The sequence below is a fragment of the Paenibacillus sp. FSL K6-1566 genome (assembly GCF_038050475.1).
GTDB lineage: Bacteria > Bacillota > Bacilli > Paenibacillales > Paenibacillaceae > Paenibacillus_AQ > Paenibacillus_AQ lactis.
Map to the genome: position 1 here is coordinate 4,489,145 of NZ_JBBOSR010000001.1, position 21,183 is coordinate 4,510,327.

Annotated in this window: 16 protein-coding genes; 4 read left to right on the forward strand and 12 right to left on the reverse strand. The window is 54.2% G+C overall.

Annotated features, from left to right (window positions below; all coding sequences use genetic code 11):
• Positions 1–164: 164 nt before the first annotated feature.
• From NST08_RS19795 to NST08_RS19810, 4 genes are all read right to left on the reverse strand, one after another.
• Complete coding sequence (locus NST08_RS19795) at positions 165–2,240, reverse strand: peptidoglycan D,D-transpeptidase FtsI family protein (protein WP_340900030.1); 2,076 nt, start codon at positions 2,238–2,240, stop codon at positions 165–167.
• Between the two features lie 27 nt (positions 2,241–2,267).
• Positions 2,268–2,882: an NUDIX hydrolase gene (locus tag NST08_RS19800; protein WP_210094725.1), complete on the reverse strand. Its 615-nt coding sequence runs from the start codon at positions 2,880–2,882 to the stop codon at positions 2,268–2,270.
• 230 nt (positions 2,883–3,112) lie between these two features.
• Positions 3,113–3,448: a potassium channel family protein gene (locus tag NST08_RS19805; RefSeq protein ID WP_007132211.1), complete on the reverse strand. Its 336-nt coding sequence runs from the start codon at positions 3,446–3,448 to the stop codon at positions 3,113–3,115.
• Positions 3,449–3,555: 107 nt separating this feature from the next.
• On the reverse strand, positions 3,556–6,891 hold the full coding sequence (locus tag NST08_RS19810) for a DEAD/DEAH box helicase (RefSeq protein ID WP_341342194.1): 3,336 nt from the start codon (positions 6,889–6,891) through the stop codon (positions 3,556–3,558).
• A gap of 185 nt (positions 6,892–7,076) precedes the next feature.
• On the opposite strand from NST08_RS19810, the gene NST08_RS19815 reads away from it, so the two are divergent.
• A complete protein-coding gene (locus tag NST08_RS19815; protein ID WP_007132213.1) occupies positions 7,077–7,355 on the forward strand; it encodes an excalibur calcium-binding domain-containing protein in 279 nt (92 codons plus the stop codon).
• A gap of 276 nt (positions 7,356–7,631) precedes the next feature.
• Here the strand turns inward: NST08_RS19815 and NST08_RS19820 are convergent, their stop codons facing one another.
• The 7 genes from NST08_RS19820 to NST08_RS19850 form a co-directional block, all read right to left on the reverse strand.
• On the reverse strand, positions 7,632–8,564 hold the full coding sequence (locus tag NST08_RS19820) for a phosphotransferase family protein (RefSeq protein ID WP_341342195.1): 933 nt from the start codon (positions 8,562–8,564) through the stop codon (positions 7,632–7,634).
• The gene (locus NST08_RS19825) at positions 8,545–9,105 is read right to left on the reverse strand and encodes an STM3941 family protein (protein WP_213614473.1); all 561 of its coding nucleotides are present in this window, start codon (positions 9,103–9,105) and stop codon (positions 8,545–8,547) included. Before NST08_RS19825 ends, NST08_RS19820 begins: the two co-directional genes overlap by 20 nt.
• 41 nt (positions 9,106–9,146) lie before the next feature.
• Positions 9,147–10,043 (reverse strand): PhzF family phenazine biosynthesis protein, encoded by an 897-nt coding sequence (locus NST08_RS19830; protein WP_341342196.1) that lies wholly within the window; start codon positions 10,041–10,043, stop codon positions 9,147–9,149.
• A 267-nt stretch (positions 10,044–10,310) separates the two neighbouring features.
• A complete protein-coding gene (locus NST08_RS19835) occupies positions 10,311–13,316 on the reverse strand; it encodes a collagen-like protein (protein WP_341342197.1) in 3,006 nt (1,001 codons plus the stop codon).
• A gap of 62 nt (positions 13,317–13,378) precedes the next feature.
• Positions 13,379–13,684 carry a hypothetical protein gene (locus NST08_RS19840; RefSeq protein WP_007133279.1) on the reverse strand — a complete coding sequence of 102 codons (306 nt, stop codon included), beginning with the start codon at positions 13,682–13,684 and terminating at the stop codon, positions 13,379–13,381.
• Positions 13,681–13,950 (reverse strand): hypothetical protein, encoded by a 270-nt coding sequence (locus NST08_RS19845; protein ID WP_007133280.1) that lies wholly within the window; start codon positions 13,948–13,950, stop codon positions 13,681–13,683. The genes NST08_RS19840 and NST08_RS19845 overlap by 4 nt, the downstream gene beginning before the upstream one ends.
• A gap of 3 nt (positions 13,951–13,953) precedes the next feature.
• On the reverse strand, positions 13,954–14,265 hold the full coding sequence (locus NST08_RS19850) for a hypothetical protein (protein WP_244152812.1): 312 nt from the start codon (positions 14,263–14,265) through the stop codon (positions 13,954–13,956).
• Positions 14,266–14,485: 220 nt separating this feature from the next.
• Here NST08_RS19850 and NST08_RS19855 point away from each other — a divergent pair, with 220 nt between their 5' ends.
• From NST08_RS19855 to NST08_RS19865, 3 genes are read left to right on the forward strand one after another with little or no spacing between them, the layout of a single operon-like run.
• Complete coding sequence (locus tag NST08_RS19855; RefSeq protein ID WP_007133282.1) at positions 14,486–15,580, forward strand: glycosyltransferase; 1,095 nt, start codon at positions 14,486–14,488, stop codon at positions 15,578–15,580.
• A 25-nt stretch (positions 15,581–15,605) separates the two neighbouring features.
• Positions 15,606–17,222, forward strand: a complete 1,617-nt coding sequence (locus NST08_RS19860; protein WP_341342198.1) for a glycosyltransferase — start codon at positions 15,606–15,608, stop codon at positions 17,220–17,222.
• 25 nt (positions 17,223–17,247) lie between these two features.
• Positions 17,248–18,915 (forward strand): class I SAM-dependent methyltransferase, encoded by a 1,668-nt coding sequence (locus tag NST08_RS19865; RefSeq protein WP_341342199.1) that lies wholly within the window; start codon positions 17,248–17,250, stop codon positions 18,913–18,915.
• 83 nt (positions 18,916–18,998) lie between these two features.
• Here the strand turns inward: NST08_RS19865 and NST08_RS19870 are convergent, their stop codons facing one another.
• The gene (locus tag NST08_RS19870; protein ID WP_341342200.1) at positions 18,999–21,146 is read right to left on the reverse strand and encodes an Ig-like domain-containing protein; all 2,148 of its coding nucleotides are present in this window, start codon (positions 21,144–21,146) and stop codon (positions 18,999–19,001) included.
• Between the last annotated feature and the right edge of the window lie 37 nt (positions 21,147–21,183).

Consider the following 21,183-nt stretch of genomic DNA (forward strand, 5'->3'; position numbering starts at 1 on the left):
GAACGATGAGTGTTCTCTTGAAGGCAGCCTGTTTCTTTTAGCTCAAAATTATTCGAAATAATAATAATAGCTATACTACTGAACCCGGATCTAGTTACTCGACTTACTTATCTTGTTATTCGTGTTGTTATTCGTCCTGTTATTCGTGATTGTTACTCGTGTTGTTACTCGCCTTGATTCTCCTCCTGCTCACCCTGTTCAGCCTTGCCTTCTTCCGCCTTCTGCTTCGGATGCGGCGTCCCGTCAAGGCCATACACCTCGTCATAGGCATCGAAGATTTTGCGTGCGACCGGTGCGGCGCTTTGAGAGCCAAAGCCGCCTTCAGGGATGACAACCACGACCGCCAGCTTCGGCTTCTCTCGGGGAGCAAACGCGATGAACACGCCATTGTCCTTTCTCCCTGCCGGTGAATCCTGCTCGGACGTGCCGGTTTTGCGGGCAAAGTCGTACGGGAAGCCTTCAAACCCGGCAATCCCCTGCGTATTCATGCCTCGCTTGATAACCTGCCAGTATTCCTGCGGAAGCTTGACTTCGTCGATTACTTCCCTGCCGAATTCCTTGACAATGTTCCCGTTCTGGTCGGTGATCTTGCTCACGAGCTGCGGCTTGATCCGCTTCCCTTCATTAGCCAGCATCACCGTGTATTGGGCCAGCTGCAGCGGCGTATATTTACCCATTTGGCCGAAGGAGGCATAAGCCAGCGCAGCGAGATTGCTGCCTGCAGCTTCCTTATTGAGGTATTCCGCCCTCCCTTCATTCTCAAGGGGCAATCCGCTGCCGGTGACAACGCCGAGTCCGAACCGCTTCATATACTGATCCCATACTTTAACGGCTTTATCACCGCCGTATTTGTCATACAGCTTCTCCCCGACCTGATCGATCATAAAGGCATTGGACGAGGTCTGAATCGCTTGGTCCGGCCGGATCCGGCCAATCACATGACCGCCGGCGTTTCGGATCGGCGTTTCACTGCCCTCTTTGCCGATCAAGGCATAGCCCTGGTCCGGGTACGTATCGTATGGCGTGAACAGGCCTTCATTGAGCCCGATCAGCACCGTCAGCGGCTTGATGACCGATCCGAGATAGATCATCGATTCAAATCCATTGCCCGACCGGCCCGAGCCGAAGATCGTTATCGTCCCGTTACCGGAAGAGTTGACGACCTCCTGGGTGATTTTATCCCCGCTCCCCCATATGTTAGGGTCATAATCCGGGATGCTGGCCATCGCCACGACGTTGCCAGTGTCCACCTCCATAGCGACGGCATAACCGGTCAGCGCATCCCGATGATACTTCCCGGAGATCAGATGGGTACGAAGATACTGCAACCGCTCGGTAATGGCTTCCTCAGCCGCAAGCTGGATATCCTTATGAATCGTCGTATGGACATCGAGCCCTTTCTCCGGGGCTGCCATGGACGGGACGCCGTCCACCATGTTCTGCGGATTAATCGGAATGCTGATATACCCGCTTTTGCCGCGCAGCTCTTTCTGAAACATCCGCTCAAGTCCGTCATAGCCAACCCAATCCTCTTCGTTGTAGATCAATCCTGGATCGTCCTGCCCCTTATTCGCCTCATCGATTTCGGCATATTCCTTGAAATCTTTTGAGCCCTTGAATTTCTTCAGGTACCCGATCGTCTGGACCGCAACCGTGTCTGGGTCGTAATGCCTCACATTCTCCTCCACGATCTGAATGCCCGGGTACCGCGAGCGGTTCTCCATGAAATGAGCGATCTCCTGCTTCGTCAAATCCGATTTGATCCGTCTGGGCGCATAGCCGTGCTGCTTCGTATACTCCAGATCCAGGGCGTCAATCACCTCTTCGGTTGTCATCGGTTTGCCTTTCGGATCCCCGTATTGGGCGAAGACCTTTGCGATGTCCTTCGCCATCGCTTCGATTTCCGGCCGGTTCTTCTGCCCCCTCTCCGTGTTCTTGTTATAATCCTTCATCAGCGTGATATATAAGGTATGAGTCCCCGTCGAATAAGCCAGCTTCTCGCCGGAGGCATCGATAATGCTTCCCCGGATCGGCTGAAGCGTGAATTTTTTCAGCTCCCCCCCGGACTCCTTTTCAGCAAGCTCAGGGCCCTCCACGAATTGCAGAACGGCCATGCGGATGATAAGGATACAAAAGATGAGGAAAGCGCCGAAAAAGAACAGATTGACCCGCCGGTTGAATTGACGCTTCACGTCCCCTTCATCGGGATCGCTCATGTAAGGAGGAAATCCCTTGATCATGCTCCTGCTCTCCTTTCCAGGACAAGGTTAATCCATCCAGACCGGAAGATCGGGATGATTGTTATAGCGAAACAAACGGTCCAGCTGCTCGGCCGTATTTCGCTCTTCAGACAATGGGGGAAGCGCGTCACGTTCAAAGAAGCCGACCGCCGACGTTTCTGTGCCGATGCCCGCAGCCCCCCCTGTGATTTCGCATTGGATAAACATTTTATATACATGAAAAGGCGACGGCGGATGCCGATGAAATTTTTTATCCAGAACAGCCAGCAGCCGCACTGCGCGTACTTCATAACCCGCCTCCTCCTGTACTTCCTTAACGGCCACCTCCGACGGCGACAGACCGATGTCCGCCCATCCGCCCGGCAATGCCCAGGCTCCGTCGGCTTTCTCCCGAACGAGCAGCAGCTTCCCGTCCTGGAAGATAACCGCGCGCACATCCACCTTCGGCGTCTGGTATCCCGTTTCACTGGCAAATAAGGTGCGGATCTTATCTTCGCCCGCTTCTGTATATTCCTGCATAATCGATATGCTGAGCGCTCTCAGCTGCTCGAACCGTTCTTGGTCGTAAACATCCTTGGTATAGGCGAGGCCAGCTTGGCTGATCGCTTGTATTTCCTTTACCCACTCCAACCATTTCAGCATGCTTGTCTCATTCCTTTTTCATGAACTTGTGTCCCCGGAACCGCTCTCAATCAAATTTGGGACATAATGGAAGACCGTAACCATCCAATTATACCATATTTTCTCGGAAATATATGATGAACTATAGAGCAAGTCTCCCTAAAAAAATGAAAAAGGCTCCGCCATGCTCGGGTCGTTGCAACCCTTAGGCGGAGCCCGGTTCAGATCCCTCGTTCGAGGCCGTCTGAGTGTTACTTCTCTTCTTTTTGCGTGCTCTTGATCAAAGCATAGGCAAGATGGCCGACCATCCCGAGGAACAAGCCGGTTCCAACGACGATATAGATCATCGTAAACACCTTTCCGAGTGAAGTTTGCGGAGCAAAGTCGGGGTGGCCGACCGTGCTCAGCGTAGCAACGCAGAAATACAGTGCGTCCAGCACGGACAAGCCCTCTTGCTTTGTATAGAACATCGTCCCCGAGATCAGCATGATGACGATCAGGACAAACAATGCAACGAAATTGCGCTGCTTGAACGCATGAACCAGCCCCTTGAGCAGCCGTTTTAATGTTAGCAGAAATGAAATCATGTTCGGTTAACCGCCTTATTTTTTCCCTGTAGGAATCTAGTCTGAAATCGTGTCTAAAAATCGCAGCATGGAACGGCAGTGAAGCACTCGATCCATTCCCCCATATCTTATGGCTGGAGCATCAACAGCTCCCGGATATCCTCCTCGGTCCAGCTCGGGAGCCAATCCTCACCCGATTGGATGACCTCGTCGATCAGATCCTTTTTCTTCTGCTGCAAGGTTATCATCTTATCCTCAATGGTATCCCTGGCTACCATCCGGATCACCTGAACGATTTTCTTCTGTCCGATCCGGTGCGCCCGGTCTGCCGCCTGTTCCTCAACCGCCGGATTCCACCACAGATCATAGAGGATCACCGTATCCGCTCCAGTCAGATTAAGCCCTGTTCCCCCGGCCTTCAAGGAGATCAGAAAAATCTCGCGCTCGCCTTCGTTGAAACGGCTGCACAGCGAGGCCCGCTCGGCCGGTGGGGTCTGTCCATCGAGGTAAAAGAACGGCACCCCGCGCCGTCCCAGCTCCTGGCTGATCAGCTTCAACATAGTGGTGAACTGCGAGAAGACGAGGACGCGTCTTCCCGCATGGAGGCATTCGGCGAGCGTCTCCAGCAGCTGCTCGAACTTCGCGGAGCTGCCCTCATAGCCTTCCACGAACAATGCAGGGTGACAGCATATTTGTCGCAGGCGGGTCAAGCCGGCCAATATCCGGATTCGGCTCTTCTGGAAGCCGTCCTTGGCGAGATGCTTCAGCGTCTCTTGTCTTAGCTTGGCCAAATAAGCCGTATACAGCTTCTTCTGCTCCAGGAGGAGTGCTGAGGACTGCAGTGTCTCGATTTTATCCGGCAGCTCTTTCAGCACATCCGACTTCAGCCTCCGCAGCAAGAAAGGTCGGATCCGTGTTGCGACCGTTTCCCTCGGCAAATCCTGAAAAGCCTTTCGTCCACCGAACAAGGCAGGGAATACCGCATCATAGATGGACCAGAGCTCTTCCATCCGATTTTCCATCGGGGTGCCGGTCAAGGCAAACCGGTACCGGCTGCTGATCGTCTTCACCGCCTGTGCAGTCTGCGTCGCATCATTCTTAAAGGCTTGGGCTTCGTCAAATATCGCGGCGTGGAACATCCGTTTTGCATAATCGGCCATGTCCATGCGAAGCAGCTGATACGAGGTGATCCATACATCCGCCTCCCCTTCACTGCGGATCAGCTTCTTCCGTTCAAGCCGGGAGCCGTCCATGACGGCTGCTCGAATCTCCGGCGCGAACCGGGCAATCTCGCTCTGCCAATTATAAAGCAGAGAAGCCGGGGCCACGATCAGGACGGGTTCTCCAGTCTTTCGAATTTCCGGTAGAAGGGACAGCACGAACGCGATGCTCTGGACCGTTTTTCCAAGACCCATATCATCAGCCAATATTCCGCCGAACCGGTAGTGGGCCAAGGTGCGCATCCACTGGTATCCATACTTCTGGTAATCTCTCAAGACCGGCTCGAGGCTTGGCGGTACCGGGAAGTCCAGATCATCGGGATGTTTGACATGCTGAAGCATTTGTCTGAGCGATTTGCCCAGTTGTACTGATGATGACGCGCTCTCCCAGCCCAGCAGCTGCAGTCCTTGAACGGCCGGCAATCTGGCTGTACCGTTCTCCGCATAGCTGCTCCATGCTCCTAACCGGTTCATGGCAGCTATGATCGCCTGCAATGCCTCGCCCTCCAAGGGCATCAGCGCGCCGCTCGGGAGACGGTGGTATTTCCGTTTCTCCTCAAGCGAGCGGATCAAGCTCCGAATCTCGGATTCCGGTATGCCGTCAAGCTCAAACTTCAGCTCCAGCCAATCGGTCCGCTCATCGATGTCCACTTTCAATTTCGGCGCAGCATGCTCCCGGAATATTCGCTCCTTCACGGCTGACGTGGCATATACCGTAAGCAGCTTCTCCAGCTCGGGAACGATATGGTGCAGAAATTCAAATTCGGCATCCTCGTCGTTCATATAGTATCCGCCGTCCGTTTTGGCGAAATCCGCCTCCTCCATGAGGCGCAGGATCCGCTGTTCCCGTTCTCCGTCCCGGACGAGAATGGCACTGCCGTCGTGCGCTGCACGGTTTCCGTCGAGGGGATTGATTACGATATCGCCGTATTGAAAATCCAGGCCGGCCAGCAAGCGTCCTTTTACCCGATCAAGGTACAGCTTGGCTTTGAGCGGGGAGCGAATCATTTTGTCGGACACGGCCTTTGCAATATGCACGCTTCCGAGCTTCATAAGCCCGGGAATTACCTTCTCCATCATGGATTCCATGATGCCCCCCGATATCGGCACAGCAGGCGGATACGTCCGCTCGAGCAGTTCTTTCATCTCGGATAGCCTGGCCCCATCTTGGGGCGTAAGCTCGGCAAGCTTCCCGTCAACGACGGCGGCTCCGTATTCCTCCAGAATCTGCAGACGGTCCAGCCCCTGAACATGCATCACATATTTCGTATCTCCGGACGGTTCCACTTCAAACCGGATCGGAAGCGGCTCCTGGTATGCTTGCAGCTTGTCCGTCAGGATCCCGTCGACCGACAGCAGACAGCTTCCGGACGCAGCCGCCAGCGCTTTGATCTTTGGCCAGAACGAGGGCGTGATGAAGAGCATCCGCTCACTCCCGGCCTTTTTGCCAGGGGGACTGTAAAAGCCGAAGGTCTGCTGAACCATTCGTTCATGGTCGTAAATACGGATCAGCTCCTGGAGCAGGTCGTCATCCTCCTTCTTAAATCCATGCCGCTCCGGATCATAGGTGAAGTTCTTTGTAAACGTGCACGGCTCCAGTCTTCTAACGCATTCCAGAAAATCACGAATCCGGTGCACCGCGTACAGCCGCTTCTGGCCGACTCTCATTTCGATGCCCAACCGATTCTTTCCGCTGCTAAATGGAATCAGCTTTAAGATAAATTCCGTCTGCAAGATCTCCCTTGTGTCAAAACGTGAGGCAGCACTGGAATGCCGATACCCCGGATCGGCGAACAGACCGAGCAGCCGATTGCCGATCTGGGGATCCATCTCCCAATCGTCCGCCGGCATGAACGAATTGCCCTTAGCTCGCGGGGTTAGCAGCCCGTTCTCTTCTTCTCCAGGCTTCGTACCATGCAGCAGGGACGGATACTTCCGTTCGTCACCTTCACTTGGTTGCTCCAGTTCCTGGATTGTCAGCAGCACGGCTGCCATGTGACCGCATCGATGCGACGTTGAATGATGGAAGCCGCAGCTGCATTCCGCAATGATATCTCCTTCTTCATCGATCCGTATCCGGACGATCCCGGATGTTCGATCCGCGACCTCCGCATCATATATCCGGTTATCGAGGTCCCGCTTTAGCATGTGAACCCTGCCGCCCCGGTATAGTTGATGCCCCTTCTCATAGGAGGCTTTTCCGCACCACTGTTTAATGATTCGTTCCGTCAACCGGTTGCTCATCCGTCCAATCCCTTTCTTTCTCGCTTGTTACACAACAGTATACCACGTTCGGAACAAGGTCAGAATTTGCTCGTCTCAGAATACTACACCGGTAAATGCACCTGCATATTGATATATTTGGAAGCACCTACTATGATAAGGAGGAAATAATCAATAATGGATTGATATAAAGGAGTTCGATTGTCATGAAGAAAAAGATAACCGTTCTGCTCTCGCTTGCTCTGCTCACTACTCTTGCACTGGGTCATACCAGCACTGATATTGCAGACGCCAAATCCACCGAAGTGAAAAAATACAAAAACTGCAAAGAGATGAATAAAGATTACCCTGGAGGCGTTGCCCGGTCCGCATCCGTCAAGAACAAAGGCGGCAAGACGAAATACAAGCCTTATGTATCCAAAGCGCTGTATGACGCCAACACAGCCAGGGATCGTGACAAGGATAAGATCGCTTGCGAGCGATAATCGGATAAGCTGCATTGGGCTAAGTTCAATGGTCAAGTTCAATGGATTAAACTCGTACCCGCTAGAAAACAAAAGAAAACGAAACTAAAAAACCTGCCGTAGTCGGCAGGTTTTTTAGTTCTATCGGAGCATCCTCCTATAGACGCTTAGAGTACAGCACCGTTTCATCCAGCTTGCCGACGAAATGGCAAAGTCCGGGATAACGCCTGCTTGGACATAACCGAGAGTTCGGTACAAGATGAGGAGACATTTGCCGATCAGATTCCGGGATACTCACTATTCAGAGAGCAGCGACATGATACGCTCTTTCATAAACCGATAGCTGGGTTCATGGTCCTTCTTGGCATAGAATCGAAGCCCGTCGATTCCCTTGAATAATTGGTAACAGAGCAGTCGTTCCCGGAAATGCGGAATGTCGTCACCTTGTTGCTCGACTGCCATCTTCAAACGTTTGGGAAACTCAAGCTGAGGCGCCCATAAATCCATGACCGCAACATCGAACATGAAATCGCCGTACATCGCCATTTCCCAGTCCACAATTCCGGATAATTGGTCCTCTGCCGCCAGCATATTGCCCAAATGAAAATCCCCATGCACGAGATAGCGCTCTTTCGGCGCAAATGCAGCAAGCTCTACCATCTTTTCATACAAGCGGTAAAAGAGGTCCTTCTCCAAAAAGCTGCTGTCAAACAGATCGGTCCAGCCCTCGTAAAATCCTCCCTGGTCCTCGGCGAAGGTAGCCTTGAGGTAATCGGTCCACGTGCCATGCGCTGCTTTGCCCTCAGGCGTGAACCAGCCGTAGCCTTCGCTGTTATCGCCTGCCGTAATCCGGTGAAGGCGAATATACTGCTCGATCAGACTGGGAATGACTTGACGGATGGAAGCCGGCTGAAGCGTGCTGATAGGCACCCCCGGCATTTGATCCGAGATTGAAAAATGGATGGCGCCTGCGTTTCCGATCTTGTATACCTTCGGGACGGGCAAGCCATATACAGCCCCATACCGATCATGGATCCATCGTTCTTTCTCCAGACTGTCGCGATTATCCTTGAAATGAATGACATACGCTTTGCCGTCTTTTTCATAACGGAATACCCTACTGAGCTCCCCCATCTCGATGGGACTAACGTTCGTTATATGCTCACCCTCAATTGCCCGGAGATGGCTTATGGCTGTATCCGTATCCATCTCAGGCTTGAAGCTCTTCATTGTTCACAACCTCCGTCATTTCGGTGATATCGTCATTTTTGGAGATCTTCCACCTCCGGTATAGCGTTAGAAACAACTCATTCAAATTGCAGGAAAGTCCGGAGGCCGAAAGATGGACGGTTGCATTCGTCATCCTTTTATTCATTCTCATCAGCTTCTGTTTCCACTCAGGCAACCTAGCCAGGATCTCATCCGGATGATGCACCTCGATTCCAATAAACCGCTCATTCATGACTTGGTAAATATCGATGCTTTTAATCTCATTCCATGGAATCGCCCCAACGCTTACATAGGAGGAACGATCGATAATTCCCTCATCATTGATAACCAGCGCCGGTTTACGCTGCACAAGCTTACTCGTGGAAAAGACCAGCATCGCTCCGAAAAATACAGTACAGATGAATCCAGCGATCACCAGAACAATTAAACGATCCGCTAAGCCGGCATATAGCATAAAGATTCCGAGCGCAACGAAGAAGAGAGAGCCTAACAAAATTTTGGTTACTTTGGGTTTAATATGGATTTCTTCTTGTCTGTGCACCTGTTTTACACTCCTTATAGCTTTAAATCATATAGGATTGTCTACTCCTTCGCCGGATCCACTTCAAATTCCCGCACGAATACCGCCGTTCCCGTTATGTATACCTCCATTTTCCCAAATTCGCGGTCAACCGTAACCTGGACACGCCCATCTTTGCCGATCTCCTGTCCCTGCTCAACCATCATCTGTATGGAAGGCCATTCAGGCTGTATGTAGGTTAGATAGTAGGCGCCCATAACACCCGATGCGGTTCCGGTAACAGGATCTTCGATGGTGCCGGAATATGGGGACGAGAAATGTCTGGCATGCATCAGGGCTGACGGATCTATCGTTTCCATGCAGAACGGATGCAGGGAAGCTTTGGGATTCTGCGTTAAAATCTCCGGAAATTTGCGGTTGTCGGGAATCATCCGGCTGAAGCTGTCCAGCTTCTTCACGGGAATCAACAACGTCCAGATTCCGGTACTGCCGTATACAATCGGCTTCGTCAGATCAAGCTCGTCACGATGCAATCCGATCGCTGAGGCCAGCAAGTCCACATCGCCTTCAAATTCGACAAACTGCGGAGAATCCTGCTTCATCGTGATGCTAGGCTGCACGTCGTTATTTTCGAATCTGACCGGCAGTACGCCCGTCTTCGTCTCGATCGTATACGTATCCTTCGCATCCAGCAATCCTCTCGTCTTGAGTGCATACATGGATGCCATCGTCGCATGCCCGCATAGATTCATCTCATGACCAGGCGTAAAATAACGCAGCCGAATATCCGCCTGATCCGAATGCATGACAAACGTCGTTTCATTGAATCCGACCTGTTTGGCAATTTTCAGCATGTCTTCCTCCGTCAAATGATCCGCATCAAGCACGACTCCGGCAGGATTCCCCTTGTCGGGCACGATCGAAAACGCATCATACTGAAACACGGTCACCATGTTCATCGCTCCCCCCACTTTCTCTCATCACGGACGATGAGATCGCATGGATACAATTTGAGAAAATCTTATCACTCCACCTTCCGTAAATCCAGGACAAAATCCGTTTTAATTGTTGAGGTAGGTTCCATGACAGTCTAATGGGCCACAACCCGGGACACAGTATAAAACGAGAGATCGGATAAAATCCCCATCCTATGAAGGCTTTCAAAGCATCAAAATGGGCAGCATGATGCCCGAAAGCACACATGCTGCCCTGAACAAGCCGTTAACTTAGGTGAGCCGGAACATCGACCACACTATGCCTGCAGAGTTCGCCCCGCCCAGGTTCAACGAAATGTTAAGGCCGTTAGCATCGTAAAACAGTCCTACCACGTCACCGGCATTCAATTGTACGTCACCGGCTAACGCAACATCCCCGCTGCCGAGTACGGCCCGAAGTGTCAGCACAAGGGCGACGTTGACATTCAAGACGGGAAACAGGCCGCTAATCAGGTTCGTTGTTACCGGTGAAGTCCGCCGAGCCACAAAGGCCGGATTCACGCCAGCGCCAAGGGAAACCGTGAGGGCTGTGGTTGTCGAATAGTTTATGGTCGCCTTGATCGCATATCTGCCCGTTACCGGAACGGTGAAATTCCCCGTCACTGGATTGAAGGCTGCATCCGTATAGTAGGGTGATGTCACTGTCCAGTTTGTTAGCTGTGAGGATGTCGTTAAACTAAGTGACGGCAAAAATGCCGAAAAACCAGTCTCTGCGAGACTAGGGCCCGTAAGCCCCGTGGCACCGGTTGCCCCTGTTGCACCGGTGGCACCGGTTACTCCGGTCGCTCCTGTTGCTCCTGTTGCTCCGGTCACTCCGGCTGCTCCTACCGCTCCGGTCGGACCCGTTGGCCCCGTCACACCGGTCGCCCCCGTGGCGCCTGTTGCTCCAGTCTCGCCTGTCGCTCCCGTTGCGCCTGTTGCTCCAGTCTCTCCCGTTACTCCGGCTGCACCTACTGCCCCGGTCGGGCCCGTTGGCCCCGTCTCACCTGTCACCCCCGTGGCGCCTGTTGCTCCAGTCTCGCCTGTCGCTCCCGTTGCGCCTGTTGCTCCAGTTGCTCCCGTCACTCCAGTTGCTCCTACCGCCCCAGTCGGACCCGTTGGCCCCGTCTCGCCCGTCACTCCCGTGGCGCCTGTTGCACCAGTCTCACCTGTTGCTCCCGTGGCTCCCGTCACTCCGGCTGCTCCTACCGCTCCGGTCGGACCCGTTGGCCCCGTCTCACCTGTCACCCCTGTGGCGCCTGTTGCTCCAGTCTCTCCTGTTGCCCCCGTCGCTCCAGTTGCTCCCGTCACTCCGGCTGCTCCTACCGCCCCAGTCGGGCCAGTTGGCCCCGTCTCGCCTGTCACTCCCGTGGCGCCTGTTGCTCCAGTCTCTCCTGTTGCCCCCGTCGCTCCCGTTGCTCCCGTCACTCCGGCTGCACCTACTGCCCCGGTCGGGCCCGTTGGCCCCGTCTCACCTGTCACCCCTGTGGCGCCTGTTGCTCCAGTCTCGCCTGTTGCCCCCGTCGCTCCCGTTGCTCCCGTCACTCCGGCTGCACCTACTGCCCCGGTCGGGCCCGTTGGCCCTGTCTCGCCTGTCACTCCAGTGGCGCCTGTTGCTCCAGTCTCGCCTGTCGCTCCCGTGGTTCCTGTAGCTCCGGTCACTCCGGCTGCTCCTACCGCTCCGGTCGGACCCGTTGGCCCCGTCACACCGGTCGCCCCCGTGGCGCCTGTTGCTCCAGTCTCGCCTGTCGCTCCCGTTGCGCCTGTTGCTCCGGTGGCTCCCGTCACTCCGGCTGCTCCCGCCGCTCCGGTCGGGCCCGTTGGCCCCGTCTCGCCCATCACCCCTGTGGCGCCTGTTGCTCCAGTCTCGCCTGTCGCTCCCGTGGCTCCGGTCACTCCGGCCGCCCCTACCGCCCCGGTCGGGCCCGTTGGCCCCGTCTCACCTGTCACCCCTGTGGCACCTGTTGCTCCAGTCTCACCTGTCGCTCCGGTGGCTCCCGTTACTCCGGCTGCACCTACTGCCCCAGTCGGGCCAGTTGGCCCCGTCACACCGGTCGCCCCCGTGGCGCCTGTTGCACCAGTCTCACCTGTCGCTCCCGTGGCGCCTGTTGCTCCAGTTGCTCCCGTCACTCCAGCTGCTCCTACCGCCCCAGTCGGACCCGTTGGTCCCGTCTCACCTATCGCCCCCGTGGCGCCTGTTGCTCCAGTCTCTCCTGTTGCCCCCGTCGCTCCCGTTGCTCCCGTCACTCCGGCTGCTCCTACCGCCCCAGTCGGGCCAGTTGGCCCCGTCTCGCCTGTCACTCCCGTGGCGCCTGTTGCTCCAGTCTCTCCTGTTGCCCCCGTCGCTCCCGTTGCTCCCGTCACTCCGGCTGCACCTACTGCCCCGGTCGGGCCCGTTGGCCCCGTCTCACCTGTCACCCCTGTGGCGCCTGTTGCTCCAGTCTCGCCTGTTGCCCCCGTCGCTCCCGTTGCTCCCGTCACTCCGGCTGCACCTACTGCCCCGGTCGGGCCCGTTGGCCCCGTCTCACCTGTCACCCCCGTGGCGCCTGTTGCTCCAGTCTCGCCTGTCGCTCCCGTTGCGCCTGTTGCTCCGGTCACTCCGGCTGCTCCTACCGCCCCGGTCGGACCCGTTGGCCCCGTCTCACCTGTCGCCCCTGTAGCGCCTGTTGCACCAGCCTCGCCTGTCGCTCCCGTGGCTCCTGTTGCTCCGGTGGCTCCCGTTACTCCGGCTGCACCTACTGACCCGGTTGGGCCAGTTGGCCCCGTTGCACCCGTTTGACCTGTTGGACCCCTAACACCTGTTGCACCGGTCGGGCCTGTGGCACCGGTTGGCCCCGTCTCACCTGTGGCTCCTGTGACACCCGTAGCTCCGGTTACGCCAGTTGAACCAGTTGCGCCTGTCGCTCCGGTCACTCCCTTCGGATCCATTGGATTGCAAGAGCCGCATGGTGCATGATCGCCACGAACCAGCGACAGCACCTGACTTAATTTATTGTGCAGCGCCAACTGCTTCTTGGTCAGCTCCTGAATGGTCTGCCGGATGCTCTCATTAACCTTCAGAACATCCGTAATCGATGAGGGAGGCCCTGTAACTCCAGGGATCGTGCCCAGCACAAACTGCAGTTTCTCCCCTTCTGCATGAATGATGTGACTTAACCCCAGCTCCTCCATTGCGATGGAAGTCAGCAGCTGATTAATGGCTTTCTCCCGATCCGGCACAGCACTTGGATTGACTTTCGATGAACTGTCATCCCGCATACGGCACCTCCCGTCACTCCATTACGCGCAAGCAATGCCTACAATCGAAGATACCGCTAACTTTAATCCTTCAACAAGGCCGCAATCTGATTGAATTTCATCTGCAGCATCATTTCCCGCATCGTCACTTCCTCCATTAGACTTCTGGCAGAAGCCTGCACCGCCATGTAATCTGGAAAGGATAGATCTCCCGGGGGATTGGAGCCCGGATGCAGCGTACCGGCAATGTACTGCAGCTTCTCAGCCTCCGCGTTGATGATATGGGCAAGGGCCATTTCTTCTATAGCGATGGAGGCAAGCAGCCGCAGTACGCTTTGTCGGATATCCGCAGAAATGTCCATGCCGGACGAAAGCTCCATCCAGCTCATTCCAATCCCCCTTTGTCACCCTTCGTATTGCCCGTCAGAGCACAGCACAGGTCTATTTTAGCTTCAACAATATATTGGTATATGGAGAGGACATGCCCATCCGCGCTTCCTTTGAGGCTGGTCGATTCATGACTCCTGGTCCGTCCTGCTCGAAGGGCTTGTATGCACGAAACATACTCACGAAATGCTGCCTCCGCAGCCTCAATCGATGACACCAGCTCCTTGACCACGAAAAGCTCGGCATCATTGCCCGCTGAATGCTTCATCGGCTACTCCTCATCCTCATCATCTTCATCCCATTGACCACCCAGCTCCATGACGTTCTCTAGCTTGCGGAGAAGCAGCCACTCCTTCATGACAATGACATCCATCAGCTTCGCTGCCTGATTGCCAAGCTTGATGAGGTCGGCACGGGACATATCGACCCGCTTGCCGGACTGCCCAAGAACGGCTTTTATTTTATCCGCCTCCGCATGCATCAAATGCGCGATAGCATTTTCCTCCATGGCGATGGATTTCAATAAGTCGATAATGACCTGCTCTCTGGTCGGTCTGAATTTCTCTTCGGGAATAAGCGGCATGCTCAAGATATGACCCCCTTCGAGGAATGAAGTCAGCATCGCACGGGTGGATTAACGACGAGTCATTCCCATCTATTATTAGCCTATTGGCTGCCAGGCGCCGATATTCGCGGATATTGCCCCGAAATCGCATGGTTCCACATCTCTTCAGGTTCAGATCACTGGCGGAGATGAATATATCTTTAATATTTAAAGAAGGTTGGAAGCGAGGGAATGGCGATTGGTCAGTATCAGTCTGTGCATGATTGTCAAAGACGAAGAGCAGGTCCTTCACCGCTGTCTGTCGTGTGTATCGCATATCGTGGACGAAATCGTCATTGTGGATACAGGCTCAAGGGATGGCACCAAAAACATTGCCCGCTCGTTCACGAACCGGGTCTACGATTTTGAATGGATCGACGACTTTGCAGCCGCCCGGAATTATGCCTTCAGTCTGGCCTCCAAAGACTATATTCTCTGGCTGGATGCAGACGACGTGCTGCTCGAGAATGATCAACAAAAGCTCCGCCATTTGAAGGACACGCTGGATCCGAGCACCGATTCTGTGACCATGCTTTATCACCTGCGTACCGATGAATATGGCAACGTTACCTTCAGCTTGCGGCGCAACCGTCTGGTTAAGCGGAGCCGGGATTACCGCTGGATCGGTGCGGTCCATGAGTATTTGGAGGTGTACGGAAACATCATTCACAGTGACGTGGCGATTACCCATGCCAGCTCGGAAATCGACACGGACTCCGGCAGAAACTTGCGGATCTATAAGAGGCTCGAGGCATCCGGCGAGGCGTTCACACCGCGTGATTTGTTCTATTATGCAAATGAATGGAAAGATCACCGCAACTTCCGGAAGGCGATTGAATATTACGAAAAATTTCTAGAGACCCAATCAGGCTGGATCGAGGACGTTTTGGCAGCCTGCAGCAGGCTGGCAGATTGCCATCATGAGCTCGGCGACGCTCAGGCATCGTTCGAAGCGTCGGTGAGATCGCTGCAGTATGCGGCGCCTCGTCCGGAGTTTTGCTGCCGCATCGGATACCGCTTCTTGGAAAAAGGGGATTACACCACCGCGGTCTTCTGGTATACACTTGCAACCGGGCTTGAGTTGCCCGCTGACCATATGGGGTTTCAAAACGCCTCCTTTCATACCTGGCTTCCCCACCTCCAGCTCGCGGTCTGCTATGACCGGATCGGAAAGTACGAGCTGGCCAATGAACATAACGAGAAGGCATTGTCCTATCGGCCAGAGGATGCCACGATGCTGGCAAACCGGGAGTATTTCCGCAACAGGCTGCACCCAAACGAAAACGACCTATAAGCCAGGAGAAAGGCGGCGCTTGCTATTGACTACGAAACGAATCCGCGTTCTGATCGGCAGTCCTGTCCGGCAGCAGCCGGAAATTTTAAAGTTTTTCCTGGATTCGCTGCTCCGGCTTGATCGGGAACGACTTGAGATTAGCTACTATTTCATTGACGACAATACAGATCGTGATTCCAGCTTGAAATTAAGTGAATTTATACTGCAAAGCCCGCGCGTGATCATTCAAGCTGCCCACCGCCGGGACGAGTACCTGCGTAACGAAACGACGCATTATTGGAATGATTCGTTAATCTGGAAGGTCGCGGACTACAAAAATAAAATCATTCAATACGCGCTTGACCTGCGGTTCGATTATCTATTTCTGCTCGATTCCGATTTGCTGCTGCATCCCGCCACCCTGCAGCATCTAATTGCATCGGACAAGGATATTCTGTCCGAAATTTTCTGGACGAGGTGGCAGCCTGAAGCCAGGCCGCAGCCCCAAGTATGGCTCAAGGACGAGTACACGCAGTGGGTTCAGCATCGGGGAGAAGTCCTGAACGAAGCCCAGAAGGAGGAGCGCTACCAAGCATTCATTCAGCAGCTGACGGAGCCGGGAATCTATGAAGTCGGCGGGCTCGGAGCCTGTACCTTGATCAGCCGGAAGGCCCTTCTCTGCGGTGTCCATTATGCTCCGATTTATAATTTGTCGTTCTGGGGAGAGGACCGGCACTTCAGTATTCGCGCTGCCGCACTCGGCTTTACGTTGTACGTGGATACGCATTATCCCGCATTTCATGTCTACCGGGACAGCGATCTTCCCGATGCGGCGGCCTATATGCAGCATACCGGAGCTGATCCTGACCTGAACAAGGAGGTCCCTCCTCAGCCTCCTCAGTCGGATCCCAGCCTGCCCGGGTCCCGTCTTTTCTCCCCCGTACTGGTTAGCCGCGGCCGGGATCAACCGTCCTTAACGCTGACTATGGTCCTGAAAAATGAAGAAGAACGCTACTTGCGGCAAGCACTGATGCGGCACCGCGAGTACATTCATCAAGCGGTTATTATTGATGACGGCAGCACGGACAATACCGTTGAAGTATGTCTTGAGGTTCTCAAAGGGATTCCGCGCCGTCTGATCGTGAATGAGCACTCCATGTTTCATAACGAGATTGAACTTCGGAAACGGCAGTGGCAGGCATTGACGGAGGTGCAGCCCGAATGGATTTTGAATCTGGATGCCGACGAATGGTTTGAGCCGTGCTTTGCCAAAGAACTGCCGAAGATGTTACGTCAATCCGTCTATGATGTGTTCTGCTTCCGGCTTTATGATATGTGGAGCAACAGCCATTACCGGGAAGACGAATGCTGGCGATCCCATCATTATTACCGGCCGTTCCTGGTGCGTTACCGGCCGGATTTTCACTATGAATGGAAGGAAACCGCGCAGCATTGCGGCCGCTATCCGGCTAACATTCTGGACCTGCCGCATCAGCTGTCCTCTGTCCGCCTTCAGCATTACGGATGGGCGAAGCCGGAGGACAGGCTGAACAAGCTCCGCCGCTACCAGAGTCTCGATCCGGAGGCGCGCTATGGGTGGAGGGCCCAATACGAATCCATTCTGGATGAAGCGCCAACGCTTATTGAATGGTCCGAATCATAGATACCATAGAAGGAAGCGATGAGATATGAAACTGATTCATACGCTGCCGTTTTTCGTTCGCACCGACTCGCGCGAGGAAGATTTGGAGATGGCAGAGCTCGCTTTACGCAGCCTGCGCATTTCCGTCGATGAAGGCATCGTTGTCTATAACCAAGGCTGCCTCTCCAACGAGGAGCTTCGGCGATGGATGCAGCGCCTTGGCCATGCACCCGTAATCCTGGGCGACGGCTCGAACGCCGGCATCGTCCGGGCAAGACAATCCTGCTTCGAGTTTATTTGGCAGGAATATCCGGATGTCGGTTATATATCCGAAATTCATATCGATATGTTGTTCCCTCCCGGCTGGTGCGAGCCGTTGATCCGCTACCTTGTCCGTACCGGCGAGCCGATGGTTTCGCCCGGCATCGTTACGTCGAGCGGTGAGCTTCAGCCTCTTCGAACATTCATTCAACTGCCGGAAACTTCCGGGAAGCTGATCGAAACCCTGCAGCAGATTTCGCGAGGCGATGTGATGGAAGGCTTCGTGCACCCGGTTGTGCATCATGCGGCGACATTACGGGAGATTGGCGGCTATGACCCCCGCTTTCTGCCCGGCAAGCAAGGATACGAGGATGATTCTCTGCTTCTTGGCATGCTCTATTACATGGGAACCCGAACCGGTTGGAGGCCGAAATGCTGTCTGGAGTCATGGGTCTACCACGCCACGATGGCCCAGCGGATGTCACTATCCGGAAGGGAAACCGATTTTTCTAAAAATGAAGAAGGACTGGTTCATCAGTACGGCGCCTACGGATGGAAGCATTTGGCGGATATTCATGGCGGATCGGAGGAGTTTCGGCGTCTGTTCGTTAAATATACGCCGGTTCATGAAGAGGAGGCAGAATCGATGCCAGAGATCGACAGGCAGAAGCGGGTTTGGGATCAGCTGTGGACACAGGAAGTGTCGTATCATTGGGATTCGCTCAGCCAAACGATTTACGATAAGATTCTCGGGGTTATCGGAGATATCCGGAACAAGCGTATTCTCGAAGCAGGCTCAGGCACCGGTAAAATCTCGCTGCGCCTTGCATCCGAAGGAGCCGAGGTCACGTTGGCGGATTATTCCGAGCAAGCGATCTATCAAAGTCGGAACGCATTCTTAAAAGATCACATTCCCGGCACCTTCGTCGTATCGGATATCCGCAACCTGCAGCTTCCAGATCAACATTTCCATCTTGTTTGGAATGCCGGTGTGCTTGAGCATTTTCAGATGGAGGATCGCATCAGGATGCTGAAGGAAATGAAGCGGGTCACTGCGCCGGGAGGCACGATCCTCGTGCTCACCCCTTATGCCGAATGCTTGCCATACCGAGCAGGCAAAGAAGCTGCCGAGCAGCTCGGAACCTGGATGTACGGGGACGAATTTCCGGTATCCTCCCTTAAGGAGGAGTTTGCCGCCAGCGGAATTGCGATGGTCCAAGAGGAAAGCATCGGGTTCCTCGAGAGCCTTCCCTTCCTTGATTTCATCCAGGGTGCCCAGATGGTGAAGCACTGGCTGGAGCAGTGGTACCAAGGGCTTTCAAATGAGGAAAAAGCTCGCATCCCCGGCTACCTCCTAGTCAGCATCGGCAGCGTCGAAGACGGCGGTGCCTTCGCCCCTGCGGAGCAGATTACGGCACGCAGCTCTTGCGCAGTGAGCCGTCCGGCGCTTTAGGACCACGGTAACGACATGACAAACATCAGGCCGGAACAAACAGCAGCCCGCCTCATGGTTTGAGGCGGGCTGCTGTTTTTCTCTTATTTTACATAAACGGTAATGCTGACGGTCTTCGAATCGAATTTGCCTTTAATTCGGGCAGTTCCTTTGGCAATCGCCTCGATTCGTCCGTTTGTCACTTTGGCAACGCTGGCGTTGCTTGTCGTCCATACGACCTTATCCGCAACATTAGCCGTCGCGCCCGTATCATACTCGGCGGTTACCGTAACCGTCTTGATATCTCCCGGCTTCAGGTCCAGCCGCTTGTCGCTGGCGGTCAATTTCTTCAGCTTCGGCACGACATTGACCTTCACCTTAACTTCTTTACCTTGATAAGACCCCGTAATGGTTGCCGTTCCTTCGGCCACCGCTTTAACCGATGTTCTGGACGCCGTCACGATGGATGTATCGGAAGAGGTCCAGTTCATTTTGGATGAAAGCGAGATGGTCTTGCCGTTGCTGAAATAGCCTGTTGCCTTGATCGATTTGGACTTCTTAATGTTAAGTTCAATCGTTTCCGGCTCTACAACGATCTTGACCACTTCCTGCTCAACGGCAACCGGAATCTTGACATCCTTGTTAAGATAGGTTCCTTTCAGCGTGGTTGAACCCTTGGTCAAGCCTTTAATCGTACCGTCCTTGATGACCGCAGCCGCAGAGGAACCTGTAAGCGACCATTCGACCAGGGAGGTTACATCCTTCTCCTCGCCGTCTTCAAATACGGCGTTCACTTTCGGCAGCGCCTCGGTTTTGCCGACGACCAGCTGGTACTCTTCAATTTCAGGCAATAGAACCAGGACGCGCTCGTTCACCGTAACGCGAACCGTGGCTATCTCTTTCGAACCGATCTTTCCGGTCAAGGTAGCAGTTCCTGCATCGACTGCCTTGAACTTGCTGCTCTCTGCCGTTACCACGTTCTCGTCACTGGAAGTCCAGACAACCTCTCCGCTGAAATCCTTCTTCTCGTTATCCAGGAGAAGCCCCGTAACTTTAGGATAAGATTTGGACTCATCCTTCAGCAGCTCGATATCGCTATCTTCCACTTCGAACTTCGTCACGGTCGGATGTACCTTGACGGTGAATTCCTTGCTGATGCCAAGATAGCTGACCTTAATGGTGGAAGTTCCCGCAGCGCGGGCAGTAAGCACGCCTTGGTCTACCGTAACGGCAAGCGGATTGGAGGAGGTCCATTCTCCGTTCACTTCGATCGAAGAGGTGGCCGCATTACGAACGAGTGTCTTGATTGTCACCGATTCGTTCATAAACATTACCGGATTTTTTACGAAATCAGTCTGATCCAGAATCAACGCTTCATATGGATTGCGTACATACACATCAAGCTTGGCGGTAGTGCCCAGATAGCTGACGCTAATGGTCGCTTTCCCCAAGGCCACCGGCTTCAGCTTGCCGTCCTCCACGTCCGCAACTGCCGGGTTGGAGGATTTCAGCTTGACCTTATCGGTGACATCCGTGCCGAGTCCGCTCTCCGTTTCGGATTGCTTCGCGTACACCTTCAGTTCAATCGGCGCATCCCCGACCAACAGCTCTTGATCTTCACCTGGTACGATCGAAAGCTTCTGGTAAGGAGCGATGACCTTTACGCTGTATGATGCCTTGAGTCCCTTGTACTCTGCCGTAATGGTCGCCGTGCCAAGGCCTTCGAGCGTCAGCTCGCCTTTATTCACCTTCACGACGCTCTCGTCGGAGGAGGTCCATTTGGCTTCTGTCGTTACATCATTTGTCCCGTCGGCCAACGCTTTGACCGTCAAGCCTTCGGTTCCGAGCTTGTACTCGGCTTTGTCGGGCTGATCCAGCTTCAGTTCATCAATGGCGTACTGGACATTGACTTCGATCGTCTTGATGGCCCCTTTATATTTGGCCGTGATTCGGGCCGAACCCTTTTCCAGCGGTGTCAGAAGTCCGCCGTCTACCCGGACGATCCGCGTATTGGAGGAGGTCCATGTCGCTTCATTGGTTACGTCGCGTTTGGATGTCGTTCCTTCAATGTTGGCCAGCACCCGGAGCTGCTCCGTAGTCTCGTTTACGATCAGGTGGATGGTGCTTTCATTCGTATCAAATTCAATGGATGTTACATCCCCGGAGGCGGCGAATACGCTGGTTGGAAAAACCATCGCCAACATCATCACAACGACCAAAGCAAGCTTCGTTGTCTTTCTGTGTAAGCTCATTTATTTCTCTCCTTTGTACCTAGCCTGGGCAAGGCTT

Bases quoted from the DNA above. Each gene is read 5' to 3' on its own strand.
- NST08_RS19795 (WP_340900030.1), bottom strand. From the start codon at position 2,240: ATGATCAAGGGATTTCCTCCTTACATGAGCGATCCCGATGAAGGGGAC.
- NST08_RS19800 (WP_210094725.1), bottom strand. From the start codon at position 2,882: ATGCTGAAATGGTTGGAGTGGGTAAAGGAAATACAAGCGATCAGCCAA.
- NST08_RS19805 (WP_007132211.1), bottom strand. From the start codon at position 3,448: ATGATTTCATTTCTGCTAACATTAAAACGGCTGCTCAAGGGGCTGGTT.
- NST08_RS19810 (WP_341342194.1), bottom strand. From the start codon at position 6,891: ATGAGCAACCGGTTGACGGAACGAATCATTAAACAGTGGTGCGGAAAA.
- NST08_RS19815 (WP_007132213.1), top strand. From the start codon at position 7,077: ATGAAGAAAAAGATAACCGTTCTGCTCTCGCTTGCTCTGCTCACTACT.
- NST08_RS19820 (WP_341342195.1), bottom strand. From the start codon at position 8,564: ATGAAGAGCTTCAAGCCTGAGATGGATACGGATACAGCCATAAGCCAT.
- NST08_RS19830 (WP_341342196.1), bottom strand. From the start codon at position 10,043: ATGAACATGGTGACCGTGTTTCAGTATGATGCGTTTTCGATCGTGCCC.
- NST08_RS19835 (WP_341342197.1), bottom strand. From the start codon at position 13,316: ATGCGGGATGACAGTTCATCGAAAGTCAATCCAAGTGCTGTGCCGGAT.
- NST08_RS19840 (WP_007133279.1), bottom strand. From the start codon at position 13,684: ATGAGCTGGATGGAGCTTTCGTCCGGCATGGACATTTCTGCGGATATC.
- NST08_RS19845 (WP_007133280.1), bottom strand. From the start codon at position 13,950: ATGAAGCATTCAGCGGGCAATGATGCCGAGCTTTTCGTGGTCAAGGAG.
- NST08_RS19850 (WP_244152812.1), bottom strand. From the start codon at position 14,265: ATGCCGCTTATTCCCGAAGAGAAATTCAGACCGACCAGAGAGCAGGTC.
- NST08_RS19865 (WP_341342199.1), top strand. From the start codon at position 17,248: ATGAAACTGATTCATACGCTGCCGTTTTTCGTTCGCACCGACTCGCGC.
- NST08_RS19870 (WP_341342200.1), bottom strand. From the start codon at position 21,146: ATGAGCTTACACAGAAAGACAACGAAGCTTGCTTTGGTCGTTGTGATG.